The 16,539-nt window shown below is 62.4% G+C and carries 9 protein-coding genes; 6 read left to right on the top strand and 3 right to left on the bottom strand.

Features of this window, described 5'->3' with window-relative positions:
• From KVH01_RS21370 to uvrA, 4 genes are all read left to right on the top strand, one after another.
• Window positions 1–1,416 carry a Y-family DNA polymerase gene (locus KVH01_RS21370; protein ID WP_217882804.1) on the top strand — a complete coding sequence of 472 codons (1,416 nt, stop codon included), beginning with the start codon at window positions 1–3 and terminating at the stop codon, window positions 1,414–1,416.
• 133 nt (window positions 1,417–1,549) lie between these two features.
• The gene (locus KVH01_RS21365; RefSeq protein ID WP_217882803.1) at window positions 1,550–4,621 is read left to right on the top strand and encodes an error-prone DNA polymerase; all 3,072 of its coding nucleotides are present in this window, start codon (window positions 1,550–1,552) and stop codon (window positions 4,619–4,621) included.
• Between the two features lie 102 nt (window positions 4,622–4,723).
• Window positions 4,724–6,436: an ATP-binding protein gene (locus tag KVH01_RS21360; protein ID WP_217882802.1), complete on the top strand. Its 1,713-nt coding sequence runs from the start codon at window positions 4,724–4,726 to the stop codon at window positions 6,434–6,436.
• Window positions 6,433–8,952, top strand: coding sequence for an excinuclease ABC subunit UvrA (gene uvrA, locus KVH01_RS21355; RefSeq protein WP_217882801.1), 2,520 nt, complete (start codon window positions 6,433–6,435; stop codon window positions 8,950–8,952). The genes KVH01_RS21360 and uvrA overlap by 4 nt, the downstream gene beginning before the upstream one ends.
• 278 nt (window positions 8,953–9,230) lie before the next feature.
• Here uvrA and tkt read toward each other — a convergent pair whose 3' ends face one another.
• The gene (gene tkt / locus KVH01_RS21350) at window positions 9,231–11,285 is read right to left on the bottom strand and encodes a transketolase (protein WP_217882800.1); all 2,055 of its coding nucleotides are present in this window, start codon (window positions 11,283–11,285) and stop codon (window positions 9,231–9,233) included.
• A gap of 175 nt (window positions 11,286–11,460) precedes the next feature.
• On the opposite strand from tkt, the gene KVH01_RS21345 reads away from it, so the two are divergent.
• The gene (locus tag KVH01_RS21345) at window positions 11,461–11,685 is read left to right on the top strand and encodes a YdcH family protein (RefSeq protein ID WP_217882799.1); all 225 of its coding nucleotides are present in this window, start codon (window positions 11,461–11,463) and stop codon (window positions 11,683–11,685) included.
• 139 nt (window positions 11,686–11,824) lie between these two features.
• On the opposite strand, the gene hglS is transcribed toward KVH01_RS21345, so the two are convergent.
• Window positions 11,825–13,201 (bottom strand): 2-oxoadipate dioxygenase/decarboxylase HglS, encoded by a 1,377-nt coding sequence (gene hglS / locus KVH01_RS21340; protein WP_217882798.1) that lies wholly within the window; start codon window positions 13,199–13,201, stop codon window positions 11,825–11,827.
• A gap of 237 nt (window positions 13,202–13,438) precedes the next feature.
• On the opposite strand from hglS, the gene KVH01_RS21335 reads away from it, so the two are divergent.
• Window positions 13,439–16,075: an MGH1-like glycoside hydrolase domain-containing protein gene (locus KVH01_RS21335; protein WP_217882797.1), complete on the top strand. Its 2,637-nt coding sequence runs from the start codon at window positions 13,439–13,441 to the stop codon at window positions 16,073–16,075.
• 129 nt (window positions 16,076–16,204) lie between these two features.
• Here the strand turns inward: KVH01_RS21335 and KVH01_RS21330 are convergent, their stop codons facing one another.
• On the bottom strand, window positions 16,205–16,519 hold the full coding sequence (locus KVH01_RS21330) for an SCP2 sterol-binding domain-containing protein (RefSeq protein ID WP_043051259.1): 315 nt from the start codon (window positions 16,517–16,519) through the stop codon (window positions 16,205–16,207).
• Window positions 16,520–16,539 lie beyond the last annotated feature (20 nt).

Below are 16,539 nucleotides of genomic sequence, written 5' to 3'. Positions count from 1 at the left end.
ATGCGTTGGGTGTGTATTGTCTTCCCGCAATTGGCGCTGGACGGGGCCCAGCGTGTGCATCCCGAGCCCGACCAGCCGCTGGCACTGCTGGCCGGCACTCCGCAGCGGCGGGTGCTGCAAACCGTCAATGCCGCCGCCCGCGCACTGGGCCTGCGCCCCGGCCAATCCTTGACGGCGGCCCATGCCCTGGCCAAAAGCTTTGCCTGCGTCGAATACGATCCCCTGGAGATCGAGCGCCTGCAGCAGTTGCTCGCCGCCTGGGCCTACCGTTTCAGCTCCCAGGTCAGCCTGTATTACCCACGGGCCTTGTTGTTCGAGATCGAGTCGAGCCTGGGCCTGTTCGGGCCCTGGCCGCAGTTCGAGGCGCGTTTGCGCAAGGAGTTGGCCGAGCTTGGCTTTCGTCACCGCATCGTCGCTGCGCCCAATCCTGCGGCGGCAAGGGTGTTGGCGAACCTTTACGATGGCCTGGCCGTCGCCGATGACAACGCCTTGATGCAGGCCCTGGCGCTGCTGCCCATCGACCGTGCCGGTCTTGAATCCCAGGCCGCCACGGCCTTGTCACGCATGGGCCTGCGCACCCTGGCCCAGGTGCAGGCACTGCCCCGGCACACTCTGGCGCGGCGCTTTGACGCCAGCCTGCTCAAGCACCTTGACGCCTTGAGCGGGCAACGGCCGTTGGCCCTGGAGTTCTATCAGCCCCCGGATCAGTTCAATGCGCGCATCGAGTTGAACTTCGATGTGCAATCCCACCAGGCCCTGCTGTTTCCCTTGCGCCGCTTGACCGGCGACTTGTCGGCCTTCCTTTGCGGGCGCGACAGTGGCGTGCAGCGCTTCGACCTGCATCTGGAACATGCCCAGGCACCCGACAGTGTGATCAAGGTTGGCCTGCTCAGCGCCGAACGCGAGCCCTTGATGCTGTTCGAACTGGCCCGCGGACGCCTGGAGCAGGTCCAGGTCACCTCGCCGGTGCGCGGCTTGCGCCTGGTGGCCGAGGACCTGCCGGTGTTCGTGCCGCAGCGCCAGGACCTGTTCGACGACCGCCCGCAACAAACCCTGCCGTGGGAACAATTGCGCGAACGCCTGCGTGCGCGCCTGGGGGATGACGCCGTGCAGGGCCTGCGTTTCCACGCCGATCACCGCCCCGAATGTGCCTGGCAAGCGGCGACCGACAGCCGACCATGTCCGAACTTGAGCAAGGTCCGGCGGCCCGGCTGGTTGCTGAACGAACCGACCTTGCTGAGCGAGCAGGGCGTGCGCATCCTGATGGGCCCTGAGCGCATCGAAACCGGCTGGTGGGATGGCGCCGATGTGCGCCGCGACTACTACCTGATCCAGACCCGCGCCGGCCAGCAAGGCTGGGCCTACCGCAACGTCGGGAACAGCGATGGATTGTGGCTGCAAGGCTGGTTCGCATGAGCCTTCACAGGTCGGCTTCTGTAGGAGCGAGCTTGCTCGCGAAGGCCATCAACGATGACGCTGGCATCCTGAAGGAACGCGGCGGCTTCACGTTTTTCGCGAGCAAGCTCGCTCCTACAGGAGTAAGTAGCGCATGAGTTACGCCGAGCTGCACTGCCTGTCCAACTTCAGCTTCCAACGCGGTGCCTCCAGCGCCCTGGAACTGTTCGAGCGGGCCAAAGCCCAAGGCTACAGCGCTTTGGCGATCACCGACGAATGCACACTGTCGGGCATTGTAAGAGCCTGGCAAGCGGCAAAGGCCGTGGACTTGCCGCTGATTATCGGCAGCGAGATGCGCCTGGAAAACGGCCTGAAACTGGTGCTGCTGGTGGAGGACCTCAGCGGCTATCAGCACCTGTGCCGGTTGATCACCCTGGCCCGGCGTCGCGCCGAAAAAGGCCGTTATCGCCTGCTGCAGGAAGATTTCGAGCAACCGCTGCCCGGCCTGCTGGCGCTGTGGGTGGCACAGGACGAGGACACCCAGGCCTCGATCCAATGGCTGCGCCATACCTTCGCCGAGCGCCTGTGGCTGGCGGTGCAACTGCATTGCAACCAGGACGACGAACGCCATCTGGAGCAGCGCCTGCAATTGGCCGCCAGCCTGCACATCCCTGCCGTGGCCTGCGGCGATGTGCATATGCATGCTCGCGGGCGTCGCGCCCTGCAAGACACCATGACCGCCATCCGCCACCACGTAACGGTAGCCGACGCCGGCACGCTGTTGCACCCCAATGGCGAGCGGCACCTGCGTAGCCTGGATGCCCTGGCCGGGCTTTACCCGCAAGCACTGCTGGACGAAACCCTGGCGATCGCCCGGCGTTGCACGTTCGACCTGAGCCAGCTGCGTTACCACTATCCGCGGGAGCTGGTGCCCAGCGGCCATGACGCCGCCTCCTGGCTGCGTGCGGTCACCGAAGAAGGCATCGCCCGGCGCTGGCCCAAGGGCGTCGATGCCAAGACCCTGGAACAGATCGATAAAGAGTTGAAGCTGATCAGCGAGCTGGGCTACGAAAGCTATTTCCTCACGGTGCACGATATTGTGCGCTTTGCCCGCAGCCGTTCGATCCTGTGCCAGGGCCGAGGCTCGGCGGCCAATTCGGCGGTGTGCTTTGCCCTGGGCATCACCGAGATCAACCCGAGCCTGACCAGCCTGTTGTTCGAGCGCTTCCTGTCCAAGGAGCGCAACGAGCCGCCGGATATCGACGTCGACTTCGAACACGAACGCCGCGAAGAAGTGCTGCAATACGTCTTCCAGCGCTATGGCCGCAACCGCGCGGCGTTGACGGCGGTGGTCAGCAGCTACCACGCGACCGGCGCGGTGCGGGATGTGGCCAAGGCCCTGGGGTTGCCGCCAGACCAGATCAATGCGCTGGCTGACTGCTGCGGGCGCTGGAGTGACGACGCGCCGCCCCTGGAGCGCCTGCGTGAAAGCGGCTTCGACCCGGACAGCCCACTGTTGCGCCGTGTGCTGACGCTGACCCAGCAATTGATCGGCTTTCCCCGGCACCTGTCCCAGCACCCCGGCGGTTTCGTGATTTCCGAATACCCACTGGATACCCTGGTGCCGGTGGAAAACGCCGCCATGGCCGAGCGCACCATCATCCAGTGGGACAAGGACGACCTCGACGCAGTGGGCCTGCTCAAGGTGGATATCCTCGCCCTGGGCATGCTCAGCGCGATCCGCCGTTGTTTCGACCTGCTGCGCCGTCATCGCAATCAAGACTTGAGCCTGGCAAGCATTCCCAAGGAAGACCCGGCGACCTACGCGATGATCAGCAAGGCCGATACCATCGGTGTGTTCCAGATTGAATCGCGGGCGCAGATGTCGATGTTGCCCAGGCTCAAGCCGCAGACGTTCTATGACCTGGTGATCGAAGTCGCCATTGTGCGGCCCGGGCCGATCCAGGGCGGCATGGTGCATCCGTATTTGCGCCGGCGGAACAACGAAGAGCCCACGACCTATCCCTCGCCCGCACTTAAAGCGGTGCTGGAGCGGACCCTGGGTATCCCGTTGTTCCAGGAACAGGTGATGCAGATCGCCATGGTCGCCGCCGATTACAGCCCCGGTGAGGCTGACCAGTTGCGTCGTTCCATGGCTGCCTGGAAACGTCATGGCGGGCTGGAGCCGCACCAGCAACGCCTGCGCGACGGTATGCTCAAGAACGGCTACACCGAAGCCTTTGCCGCGCAGATTTTCGAGCAGATCAAGGGCTTTGGCAGCTATGGCTTCCCTGAGTCCCACGCGGCCAGTTTCGCCTTGTTGACCTACGCCAGTTGCTGGCTCAAGTGTCATGAACCGGCAGCCTTCGCCTGTGCCCTGATCAACAGCTGGCCCATGGGCTTCTACAGCCCGGACCAGATCCTGCAGGATGCCCGGCGCCATCGCTTGCAGATCCGCCCGGTAGATGTACAGTCCAGCGCCTGGGATTGCAGCCTGGAATCCATCGACGGCCAGCAACCGGCGATACGCCTGGGCTTACGCATGATCTCGGGGTTTCGAGAGGAAGACGCACGGCGTATCGAAGCCGTCCGCCAGCGGCAATGCTTCAGCGACATCGCCGATCTGGATGCACGCGCCGGCCTGGATGCCCGGGCCCAGGCGCTGCTGGCGGATGCCGGTGCCTTGCGCGCCCTGGCCGGCAACCGGCATCAGGCGCGCTGGGATGTGGCCGGCGTGCACCAGCAGCTTGGATTGTTTGCCGGGCTGCCGAGTCCCGAGGAAGCGGTGGTGGCGTTACCCGCGCCCAGCTTAGGTGAGGACTTGCAGGCCGATTACGCCACGCTGGGCACGACCCTTGGCCCGCATCCCTTGGCCCTGCTGCGCAGCGAGTTGCGCAAGCGACGTTGCCGCAGTTCCCAGGAGCTGCTGGCGGTGGAGCATGGGCGCAACGTCAGTATTGCCGGGCTGGTCACCGGTCGCCAGCGCCCCGGTACGGCCAGTGGCGTGACCTTTGTCACCCTGGAAGATGAATTCGGCAACCTCAACGTGGTGGTCTGGCGTGACCTGGCCGAGCGCCAACGCCAGGCGCTGGTGGGCTCACGGTTGCTCAAGGTGGACGGCCGCTGGGAGGCGGTAGGCGAGGTGCGGCACTTGATCGCCGGGCGCCTGACCGACCTGACACCGCTGCTGGCAGGGATCACTGTGCGCAGCCGGGATTTTCATTGAGCCCGCTGGTTTGTGCCCTCACGCTAATTCATCCAAGATGAAACCATCTCGCGCCGGTGCGCTCCAAAAGTTGCGATTGTCCTTTTTGCGCAGAGTTGAACCATGCCATTTTTATCCAACCCTCACGGCTGTGAAGGCTGGGCCGGCGAAATGGCCCAGCGTATTCGCGCGTTTGACTGGTCGACCACCGACCTTGGCCCCATTGGCTCCTGGTCCACCAGCCTGGCCTGTACCGTACAGATGATGCTGGCTTCGCCGGTGCCGATGGTGATGCTGTGGGGGCGCGCCGGCTACATGATCTACAACGACAGCTATTCGGCCTTTGCCGGTGGTCGTCATCCTTACCTGCTTGGCACACCGGTGGAACTGGGATGGCCGGAAGTGGCCGAGTTCAACCGCCATGTGGTGGATACCTGCCTGGCGGGCGGCACGCTGTCTTTCAATAACAAGGACCTGGTGCTGTCGCGTAACGGCAAGCCGGAAACCGTGTGGCTGGACCTCTATTACAGCCCGGTTGCCGGCGACGACCAGAAACCGGCCGGGGTACTGGCGATCGTGGTCGAGACCACCGAACTGGTGAAGTCCGAACACGTGCGCCAGGAACTCACCCACAACCTTGAACAGCGGGTGGCCGCCGAAGTGCAAGCGCGCTCCTCTGCCGAAGACCAGTTGCGCCAGTCGCAAAAGCTGGAGGCAATTGGCGGCCTCACCGGTGGCGTGGCCCATGACTTCAATAACCTGCTGCAAGTGATCGCCGGCAACCTGCATTTGCTCGCCCGCCATGAGCCGGACAACCCCCAGGTGCAACGTCGCGTCAACGCCGCGATTGCCGCGGTGGAACGTGGCGCCAAGCTGTCCTCGCAACTGTTGGCGTTTGCCCGGCGCCAACCCTTGTCGCCGGCGGTGTACAACCCGCAACGCATCTACGCCGGCCTGGGCGAGCTGCTGCAAAGGGCGTTGGGGGAAACCATCCATATCGATGTGCAGTTGCCCCAGGATTCCTGGTGCATCAACGTCGACCGTAACCAGTTGGAAAACGCGCTGCTCAACCTGGCGATCAACGCCCGCGATGCCATGCAGGGCGAAGGCGTGATTCGTATCACCGGGGAAAACATCATCCTCAACCCCGGCGATTGCATCGGTAAAAGCATCAAGCCCGGCGAGTACGTGCGCCTGGCGGTGGCCGACACCGGGGTGGGCATGTCCGAGACGACCCTCAAGCGCGCGTTCGAACCCTTCTTTACCACCAAGCGTGAAGGCCAGGGCACCGGCCTGGGGCTGAGCATGGTGTTCGGCTTTGTGCGCCAGAGTGGCGGGCATGTGGACATGTGGAGCGAGGAGGGCAAGGGCTCGGTGGTGCAGATGTATTTTCCCCACAGCCTGGAACCCGAATGCCTCGACGCCCAGAGTGAGCTGGACCTGCAGGGCGGCGGCCAGGAAACCATCCTGGTGGTCGAGGACAATGAGGGTGTGCGCCTGACCGTGGTCGAGTTGCTGGAGCAGTCGGGCTACACCGTACTTACCGCCGAGGATGGCGATCACGCCATGCAAGCGTTGCACAATGGCTTGGCGCCCGACCTGATCTTCACCGATGTGGTCATGCCCGGCCGGGTCAAGAGTACCGACCTGGCTGACTGGGCCCGGGCGCAGCACCCGCCGGTGGCGGTGTTGTTCACCTCCGGCCATACCCGCGACATTCTGTCGTCCAATCATCTGCTCAGCGCCGATATCCATCTGCTGAGCAAACCCTACAGCCCCGATGCCCTGACGCAGCGCGTGCGCACGGTGCTTAACGCAAGACAAGGTTGCCCATGACTTCACAGCGCAACATCCCACCGATCACCGCCCAGCCGTCGGGCTTCGTGCGGGTGCGTGGCGCCCGCGAACATAATTTGCGTAACGTTGATGTGGACATACCCCGGGATGCCCTGGTGGTATTTACTGGCGTGTCCGGCTCCGGCAAGTCGTCCCTGGCGTTTTCTACCTTGTATGCCGAGGCCCAGCGCCGCTATTTTGAATCGGTGGCGCCTTATGCGCGACGCTTGATCGACCAGGTTGGTGTGCCGGATGTGGACAGTATCGAAGGTTTGCCGCCAGCCGTGGCCCTGCAACAGCAACGCGGCACGCCGAGTGCGCGCTCTTCGGTGGGCAGCGTCACCACCTTGTCGAGCTTGATCCGCATGCTCTATTCCCGCGCCGGCAGTTACCCGCCGGGGCAGGCCATGCTGTATGCCGAGGACTTTTCGCCAAACCTGCCCCAGGGCGCGTGCCCGCACTGCCATGGCCTGGGCCGGGTGTATGAAGTGACCGAGGCGCTGATGGTGCCCGACCCGTCCCTGACCATCCGCCAGCGTGCAGTGGCGGCCTGGCCGTTGGCGTGGCAGGGCCAGAACCTGCGCGACATCCTTGTGACCCTGGGCTACAACGTGGATATCCCGTGGCGCGAGCTGCCGAAAAAACAACGCGACTGGATCCTGTTTACCGAAGAAACCCCGACCGTGCCGGTGTACGCCGGTTTCACCCCAGAGCAGACCCGCGATGCGTTGAAGCGCAAGCTCGAGCCCAGTTACCAGGGTACGTTCAGCGGCGCGCGGCGCTATATCCTGCACACCTTCGCTCATACCCAGAGCGCGCTGATGAAAAAGCGCGTGTCGCAGTTCATGCAGGGCAGTGCCTGCCCGTTGTGCAACGGTAAACGCCTCACTCAAGCCGCACTGTCAGTGAAGTTTGCCGGGGTGGATATCGGTGAGTTGTCGCAACTGTCCCTGGCGCAACTGGCCGAATTGCTGCGCCCGGTAGCGGCGGGGCAGGACAAGATGAAGCTGTCGGTGGAAAAACGCCTGGCGGCCCAGCGCATCGCCCAGGACCTGCTCGAGCGGGTCAGTACCCTGATCGACCTGGGCCTGGGTTATCTGTCCCTGGAGCGCAGCACGCCGACCTTGTCGTCCGGGGAGCTGCAGCGTTTGCGGCTGGCGACCCAATTGGGCTCGCAGTTGTTCGGTGTCATCTATGTGCTGGATGAACCCTCGGCAGGCCTGCACCCGGCGGATGGCGAAGCGCTGTTCACCGCGCTTAAGCGCTTGAAAGCCGCGGGCAATTCGCTGTTTGTGGTGGAACATGACCTGGAAACCATGCGCCGCGCCGACTGGCTGATCGACGTCGGCCCCGCCGCCGGTGAACATGGCGGTCAAGTGCTGTACAGCGGCCCGCCTGCGGGGTTGGCGCAGGTCGAGGCATCGCAGACCCGCGAATACCTGTTCGCCGAACAGCGCCCCTCGAATCCGCTGCGCCGTGAACCTAGTGCCTGGCTGAAGCTGGAAGGCGTGACGCGCAATAACCTGAGCGATCTGAAAGTGGATTTCCCGCTGGGCTGCTTTACAGCAGTAACCGGTATTTCCGGCTCGGGTAAATCCAGCCTGGTCAGCCAGGCACTGCTGGAACTGGTGGGCACCGGCCTGGGCCGTGTGCTGGAAAACGACGACGAGCCGAACCTGGAAGACGCCGCACCGCAAGCCAGTGGCGGGCATATCAGCGCCGGGCTGGAACACATCCGCCGCCTGGTACAGGTGGACCAGAAACCCATCGGCCGCACGCCGCGTTCCAACCTGGCGACCTACACCGGGCTGTTCGACAATGTGCGCAAACTCTTCGCTGCCACGCCAGCGGCCAAGAAGCGCGGTTACGACGCCGGGCAATTCTCCTTCAACGTCGCCAAGGGGCGTTGCCCGAACTGCGAAGGTGAAGGTTTTGTCAGCGTTGAACTGTTGTTCATGCCCAGCGTGTACGCGCCATGTCCGACCTGCCACGGTGCACGCTATAACCCCGACACCCTGGCGATCAAATGGCAGGGCTTGAACATCGCCCAGGTATTGGGATTGACCGTGGAGCAGGCAGTAGAAGTGTTTGCCGAACAGCCTGGGGTGTTGCGTTCATTGCAAGTGCTGCGCGATATCGGCCTGGGTTACCTGCGCCTCGGCCAGCCGGCCACCGAATTGTCCGGTGGTGAGGCGCAACGCATCAAGCTCGCCACCGAGCTGCAACGCAATGCCCGCGGCGCTACGTTGTATGTGCTCGACGAGCCCACAACCGGGCTGCACCCCAAGGATGTCGACCGCTTGCTCATCCAGTTGAATCAGCTGGTGGCCGCGGGGCATACGGTGGTTGTAGTGGAGCATGAAATGCGCGTAGTGGCCCAGAGTGACTGGGTGATCGATATTGGCCCGGGGGCAGGGGACTTGGGCGGGAAGGTAGTGGCGTGTGGCGCGCCGCAGAAGGTCGCCAAGAGCAAGAGCAGCCGCACCGCGCCCTATCTGGCCCGAGAGCTGATCTAAAGGCTGATGATGTTCAAATGTGGGAGGGGGCTTGCCCTAATGCTAGTCAGTTAAGGCTTTTTTGTAGGAGCGAGCTTGCTCGCGAAAAACTTACAGGCGCCGCGCTCATTCAGCAAAGACGCGTTATCGGTGACGTTTTTCGCGTCAAGCTCGCTCCTACAGAAGGCGATGACCGCTTAACTGACTGGCATTAGGGCTTGCCCCCGATAGCAGTGTGTCAGCTTGCAAAGCTGTATCTGACTGACCGCCATCGGGAGCAAGCCCCTCCCACATTTAGATCATTGTTCTGTCAGTTGGATTTGTTGCCTGGCCAGCTTCACCACATTCTCCACGGTGAACCCGAACTTCTCCTGCAACTTGGCCAGCGGTGCCGAGGCGCCGAAGCTGTTCATTACTACCTTGGCCCCAGTCTGCCCGACATAGCGATCCCACCCTAAGGGACCTGCCTGCTCCACCACGACCCGAGCTTTTACTGCGGGCGGCAAAACGCTGTCGCGATAAGCCTGGTCTTGGTCTTCAAACAGTTCCCAGCTCGGCATCGATACTACTTGCGCGGCAACGCCTTCGCCCCTGAGCTGCTCATAAGCGGCCACTGCGAGACTGACCTCACTGCCTGTGGCGATCAGAATAACCTCAGGTTGATCCGCACCGGCCAGTACATACGCACCCTTGGCCGCGCCGGAGGCTGGCGCGTACTTACTGCGATCCAGCGTAGGCAGCGCCTGGCGTGACAGCACCACACAACTCGGCCGATGGGTTTGTGCCAGGGCCACTTTCCACAGTTCCAGGGTTTCATTCGCGTCGCCCGGGCGCAGGGTCAGCAGCCCCGGGGTGGCGCGCAGTTGGGTCAGGTGTTCGATAGGTTGGTGCGTTGGCCCATCCTCGCCTACGCCGATGGAATCATGGGTGAATACGAAGATCACCGGCAGCTCCATGATCGCCGCCAGGCGGATCGGCGGTTTCATGTAGTCGCTGAACACCAGGAAAGTCGAGGTGTACGGGCGCAGGTAGGACAGCGCCATGCCGTTGGCAATCGCGCCCATGGCGTGTTCGCGGATACCGAAGTGCAGGTTGCGCCCACTGTAGTCGTCGGCGCTGAAACGCCCGGCGCCGTCGAAGGTGAGGTTGGTCTTGGTCGAAGGCGACAAATCCGCCGAGCCGCCCAGCAACCACGGAATCTGTTGGGCAAAGGCATTCAGCACTTCGCCACCCGAGGCACGACTGGCGACGCCTTTGGCATCGGCGGCGAAGCTCGGCAGGTGCGCTTGCCACTGCTCGGGCATTTCCCCGGCGCGCATGCGCTGCAGTTCATCGGCCCGTTGCGGGTCGAGGGACGCCAGGGTCTGGTTCCACTCGGCGTATAGCGGTTTGGCGCGTTCGTACAGGGCATCGCGCAATACCGTGCGGGCCTCTTCGGGCACCAGGAAACTCGAATCCTGCGGCCAGCCATAGGTAGCCTTGGTCAAGCGAATCTCATCTTCGCCCAACGGCTCGCCATGGGCGGCGGCGGTGTTGTGTTTGTGTGGCGAACCGTAGCCGATCACGCTGTCGACCACGATCAGGGTCGGTGCGCCGGTGTTGGCCTTGAAGGTTTCCAGGGCCACGCTCAAGGCGTGCAAGTCATTGGCATCGGTGACGTGCACGGTGTGCCAGCCGTAGGCCTGGAAGCGCTTGATCACGTCTTCGCTGAACGCAAGCTCAGTGTGGCCCTCGATGCTGATGGTGTTGTTGTCGTAGATCCAGCACAGGTTATCCAGCTTCAAGTGGCCGGCCATCGACGCCGCTTCGCTGCTGATGCCTTCCATCATGTCGCCGTCACCGCACAGGGTGTACACGTCGTAGTCGAACAGCACCTGGCCGTCGCGGTTGAAACGCTCGGCCAGCCAGCGTTCGGCCATGGCCATGCCGACGCTGTTGGCGCAGCCCTGGCCCAGCGGGCCGGTGGTGGTTTCTACGCCGGTGGTCATGCGGTACTCGGGATGGCCTGGCGACTTGGAACCCATCTGCCGGAACTGCTTGATATCGTCGAGGCTGATGGCCGGCTGGCCGGAGCGCTTGCCGTGGGCGTCAATCTCCACCACACCGGCCAGATGCAACAACGAATACAGCAACATCGACGCATGCCCCACCGACAGCACAAAACGGTCGCGGTTAGGCCAGTCCGGATGCTCAGGGTGATAGCGCAGGAAGCGACTCCACAATGTGTATCCCACTGGCGCCAGGCCCATGGGCGTGCCCGGGTGGCCCGAGTTGGCCTTCTGCACGGCATCCATGGCCAGGGTGCGAATAGTGTTGATGCATTGGGTGTCGGCAGCAGTGGCAACGTGATTCATAAAACCGTTCTCCCTCGAGTGGCGATCTACAGTGGAGGGCAGGGCACAGCAAAGGTTTGATCCCATCGCCAGGGTTACGACGAACGGGCGGGTATTGACCTGGCACATGACAAGACCGGTTGGAATGGGCTAGCTTCAAGGACGTAGGCCATTGAATAACTTGTGGAGGTACGCCATGCCAGTGAAACACGACCTGTATCAGGACTTGGGTTTGAGCAAGGAAGCCGTTCACGAACGCAGGGCGAGTGACAAGCGGCTGGACGCGTTGCTCACGCAATATGACGTTGCGGACGGGGAGGTGCTCAAGGCAGAAAAAGCCAGTGCCAGCGATGAGGATGTGGAAAACCTGAAGAAGAAACGGCTGCTGATCAAAGACGAGATTGCAGGGCGCTTGGGTTAACAGCAACGCGGCAATATTTGTTCAGATTTACCTGCGGGACATTGTAGGACTCAGTCTTTATGATGCGCCCCGTCCACCCGGCTCTGGGGACTGTTGTGGCGCAAGGATTGTGCTGCTGAGCCGGGTAGGACGCCCTATTTCATGCCACCAGTGTGCCCAAACATTCATCAATGGAACGCTGCTGCGTCTGGCCGTAAAGCTGCAGCTCATCAATCGTCCTGCGCCCCAGCGCCTGTTCGAATTGCGCCTGGTTGGCGTTGGCCGCGTAATGACTTTGCGCCGCATCCCCCAGGTTTGACTGGAAGATCCCCGCCGCACTCACCGGCAGGAAATCCTCGTACACCAATGGCTCCACCGCCACGTGACCGGCGTTGACCAGCGCTTGCAACTCACGCGGCTGGTCGGCCTGGCCGCGGGCTGCCAGGCCTTTGTCGGTGACGAAGTAGCGATAGTACGCCAGGCCCTGTTCCCGCATCTGCCCATGATCATCGGGGAACGCCTGGAAGTGCTGTTCCAGCAATTGCACATACCGTTCGGTGTTGGTTTCAGTGGGGAACGCGCCGAGTTCGTCGCGGGCAGCGTTCAGCAGTTGGTCGTACAGCGCACGGCCCTTGGGCGTCAGTGCGACACCGCGTTGTTCGATTTCGCCGAAGCGTGCGCTGTGGCTGCCGTGGGCATCGGTGAAGGCGATGGGTTCGTCGAGGGCCTTGAAGCTGGTCTGGCGCAGCAGGATCGGACATTGGCGCCGCGGTGGGCCTTCGATCACCGCCTTGGGCGTGATGCCTTTGCCGGGCATGGCAGCTTGCACCTGGTCAATGTCCAGGGTGCGCGGGGTGAGGTGGTTGATATGCGGACCCTTGAACGCCACCACGTCGGCAATCAGGCGGTGTTGGTCGCTGAGTTGCTGGTACTGCGCGCGCGTTACCGTGGCGGTGTCGTGCCAGCGGAACGTTTCCAGGGCCTGGCTGATAAAAGCTTCGGCGTCACTGGCATTCAGACCACCTTGTGTTTCGGCTTGTTCGATCAATGCCAAGGCGCCGGGGGTGAAGATTGAGCGCTTGGCCAGGGCGTTTTCGGCGAACGTGCGCAACGTTGGGTTTTCGATCAGTTCCAGGCGCAGCAATGAGGTAAACACGCGGAACGGGCTGGTTTGCAGTGCGTGTTCATGCACGGCGCGAAAGGCGGTGGAATGTACCGGCACCCCGGCGGGGGTGAGGTCGTAGTAGCCCACCGGTTGCATGCCCATGACCGCGAACAAGCGGCTGATGGTCGCCAGTTCCGCGGCGGTGCCCAGGCGGATAGCGCCGTGGCGCTCCCTGTCCAGGCGCTGGATTTCCCCGGTGCGTTGCAACTGTTGCGCCAGGCGCGGTTCGTGGTCGAGCACATTGGCATTGGTCTCGGCCACCAGTTCCAGCAGCGCGCCGTACAGCGGAACTTCATCGCGGTACATGTCGGACATGGCCTTGGAAAAGCCCTTGCGGATCTCATCGGGGCTGACATGTGCAGTGGCGTGCATAGAAAAATTCCTGATGGCTATGGCGATGAAAGTGGCCTTTACCTGATTTTGTTGAGCCGCAGCCCGGCTTGCAAACGAAGATTCCTCTGGACTTCATTCTGCAAATGAATGATGAGGTGTACATGAGAAAATCAACCCGCCCGATCTTCAACTACACCCACTTCTCAAGTCTTCATGTGCAACCGGGCGTCATTGGGTTTTACACTGCTCCTCACTGTGTAGGTGATGGAGGACTCAATGACGGCCGTACCCGCAACCCGCCTGCTGGACACGATTGAAGGCCAGCGCCTGGCGCCGCAAGACGCCGAGCGTTGGCGCGAGTGGGGCCCGTACCTGAGCGAACGCCAATGGGGCACGGTGCGCGAAGACTACAGCGCCGATGGAGACGCCTGGGCCTACTTTCCCCATGAACAGGCGCGCAGTCGCGCCTATCGCTGGGGTGAGGACGGATTGGCCGGTTTCAGCGATAAAGCGCAACGCTGGTGCCTGGGCCTGGCGCTATGGAATGAGCGCGACGCGATTCTCAAGGAGCGCCTGTTCGGCCTCAGCAACGCCGAGGGCAACCATGGTGAAGACGTCAAGGAGCTGTACTTTTTCGTCGATGGCGTACCGAGCCATGCCTACATGCGCATGCTGTACAAATACCCCCATGCCGCTTTTCCCTATGCCGATTTGATCGCCGAAAACGCCCGCCGCGGGCTGGGCGATGCCGAGTATGAAATCCTCGACACCGGTGTGTTTGAAGACAACCACTACTGCGACGTCACTGTCGAATATGCCAAGCACCAGCCCAACGATATTTTCATGCGCGTTACCGTGCACAACCGCTCGGCCCAACCAACACGCCTGCAGGTGCTGCCCCAGTTGTGGGCGCGCAATGACTGGAGCTGGACCTTCGATGCGCCCAAGCCCAGCTTGACACTGGAGGGCGACCGCGTGCTGGCCCGTCATCATGAACTGGACGATCGTCATTTCAGCGCCTGGGGCCGGGACGGCGTGCAATGGCTGTTCTGCGAAAACGAGAGCAACTTCGCCAAACTGGGCGGGCAGCCGACGCCCGGGCCGTTCAAGGATGGCATCAACGATTACGTGGTGGAGGGTGATCAAGGGGCCATCCGCGGTAACGCGGGCACCAAGGTGGCGGCGCGATTCAGCCTGGAGCTGGCGGGCCTGGAAAGCCAAAGCCTCTATCTGCGCTTTGCTCCTGTGGGCGCCCCCGAGGTCAACGCACGCAAGTTGTTCGAACAGCGCCGCCAGGAGGCCGATGACTTCTATGCAGCCTTGCAACAAGGCATCGCCGATGACGATGCGCGCAATGTGCAACGTCAGGCCCTGGCCGGCTTGCTGTGGTCCAAGCAGCTGTACTATTTCGACGTCAACCAGTGGCTCGACGGCGATCCGGCCCAGCCTGCGCCGCCGCCCGAGCGTTTGCATATGCGCAATACCCATTGGCGGCACCTGTCCAACTTCGACATCCTGTCCATGCCCGACACCTGGGAATACCCGTGGTACGCCTCCTGGGACCAGGGCTTCCAGGCGGTGGCCATCGCGCTGATCGACCCGGGCTACGCCAAGCAGCAGCTGTTGTTGCTGGTGAAGGACCGCTTCATGCACCCCAACGGCCAACTGCCCGCCTATGAGTGGCGCTTCGACGACGCCAACCCACCCGTGCATGCCTGGGCCAGCTGGCGCGTGTATCAGCAGGACAAGGCGCTGACCGGCGTCGGCGACATGGACTTCCTCGAACGGATCTTCCACAAGCTGCTGCTGAATTTTTCCTGGTGGGTCAACCGCAAGGACGCCGAGGGCCGCAACCTGTTCCAGGGTGGTTTCCTGGGCCTGGACAATATCGCCTTGTTCGACCGCTCCGCCGCGCTGCCACCGGGTTACCAGTTGGATCAAGCCGACGGCACCGCCTGGGTCGCGGCCTATGCCCTGGACTTGATGCGCATCGGGCTGGAGTTGGCCAAGCGTAATGCCGTGTATGTGGACATTGCGGTTAAGTTTTTCGAGCATTTCCTGTATATCGCCGGCGCCATCAACCGCGTCGACGACAGCGCCGAAGGCCTATGGGATGAGCAGGATCTGTTCTTCTACGACGTACTGCATCACCCCGACGGCCAGAATGAACCGGTGCGTTTGCGTTCGATTGTTGGCCTGATGCCGTTGTTCGCGGTGCTGGTGCTGGAGCAGCGCGAGCATGAGGGGCTGGCAGGGTTGCGCGAGCGCCTGCTGGGGTTTATGCATCACCGACCGGACCTGGCCAAACTGGTCTCACGCTGGAACGAACCGGGGCAGGGCAACCGCCTGTTGCTGGCGTTGCTGCGCGGCGAACGGACCAAGGATCTGCTGCGGCGTATGCTGGATGACAATGAATTCTTGTCGGCCTTTGGCGTGCGTTCCTTGTCCAAGGCTTTCGCAGAACAGCCTCTGGCGCTGAAGATGAATGGTGACACCCTGTGTGCCAGCTACCAGCCCGGCGAATCCGATTCACGCTTGTACGGCGGCAACTCCAATTGGCGCGGGCCGCTGTGGATGCCGGTCAACTACATGCTGATTGAATCGTTGCGGGAGTTTCATCGGTACTACGCAGATAATTTTTCCGTGGAATACCCGACGGGCAGCGGTTACCTGTCGTCCCTGGAAGAAGTGGCCGACAGCCTCAGCGAGCGTCTGACACGGTTGTTTCTGCGCGATGAAAATGGCCTGCGACCTTCAATGGCGGGGTATGCGCAACTGGAGGCGGACCCGGCCAGCCGTGACCTGGTGTTGTTCCATGAGTATTTTCATGGGGAGACGGGGCGGGGGTTGGGGGCATCACACCAGACGGGGTGGAGTGCATTGGTGGCGTTGTTGCTGCAACCCAGAATCTGAATACCACCGCAGACCCAATGTGGGAGGGGGCTTGCTCCCGATAGCGGTGGGGCAGTCAACTGAGAGGCGACTGACAAACCGCGATCGGGAGCAAGCCCCCTCCCACAGGGATCCAGGCTTGCTCTTGGATCAGGAAGGGAACAGCTCGCTCAGCTTCATCGCCAGCATCATGTCGCCTTCGGTGCGCAGCTTGCCACCCATGAATGCCTGCATGCCGTCGGTGGAACCGTCGACGATGCCTTCCAGGGTGTCGCTGTCCATGACCAGGGTCACTTGGGCGTCAGGGTTTTCGCCTTCTTTCAATTCGCAGGTCTTGTCCTTGACCACCAGCGAAAAGTTCTTGGTGTCGTCGATGCGGAATCCGAATACCAGGTCCAAGCCTTCGGCAGCGCTTGGGTTGAATTTGGCTTTCATTGCTTCTACAGCTTTGGCTACGTCAGTCATGGTTTCGATCCTTTTATGGT

This window comes from Pseudomonas khavaziana (genome assembly GCF_019145205.1).
Lineage (GTDB): Bacteria > Pseudomonadota > Gammaproteobacteria > Pseudomonadales > Pseudomonadaceae > Aquipseudomonas > Aquipseudomonas khavaziana.
The sequence above is the reverse complement of the archived record's forward strand: the minus strand, read 5'-3'. Positions and strand labels throughout refer to the sequence as shown.

Bases quoted from the DNA above. Each gene is read 5' to 3' on its own strand.
- KVH01_RS21370 (WP_217882804.1), top strand. From the start codon at position 1: ATGCGTTGGGTGTGTATTGTCTTCCCGCAATTGGCGCTGGACGGGGCC.
- KVH01_RS21365 (WP_217882803.1), top strand. From the start codon at position 1,550: ATGAGTTACGCCGAGCTGCACTGCCTGTCCAACTTCAGCTTCCAACGC.
- KVH01_RS21360 (WP_217882802.1), top strand. From the start codon at position 4,724: ATGCCATTTTTATCCAACCCTCACGGCTGTGAAGGCTGGGCCGGCGAA.
- uvrA (WP_217882801.1), top strand. From the start codon at position 6,433: ATGACTTCACAGCGCAACATCCCACCGATCACCGCCCAGCCGTCGGGC.
- tkt (WP_217882800.1), bottom strand. From the start codon at position 11,285: ATGAATCACGTTGCCACTGCTGCCGACACCCAATGCATCAACACTATT.
- KVH01_RS21345 (WP_217882799.1), top strand. From the start codon at position 11,461: ATGCCAGTGAAACACGACCTGTATCAGGACTTGGGTTTGAGCAAGGAA.
- hglS (WP_217882798.1), bottom strand. From the start codon at position 13,201: ATGCACGCCACTGCACATGTCAGCCCCGATGAGATCCGCAAGGGCTTT.
- KVH01_RS21335 (WP_217882797.1), top strand. From the start codon at position 13,439: ATGACGGCCGTACCCGCAACCCGCCTGCTGGACACGATTGAAGGCCAG.
- KVH01_RS21330 (WP_043051259.1), bottom strand. From the start codon at position 16,519: ATGACTGACGTAGCCAAAGCTGTAGAAGCAATGAAAGCCAAATTCAAC.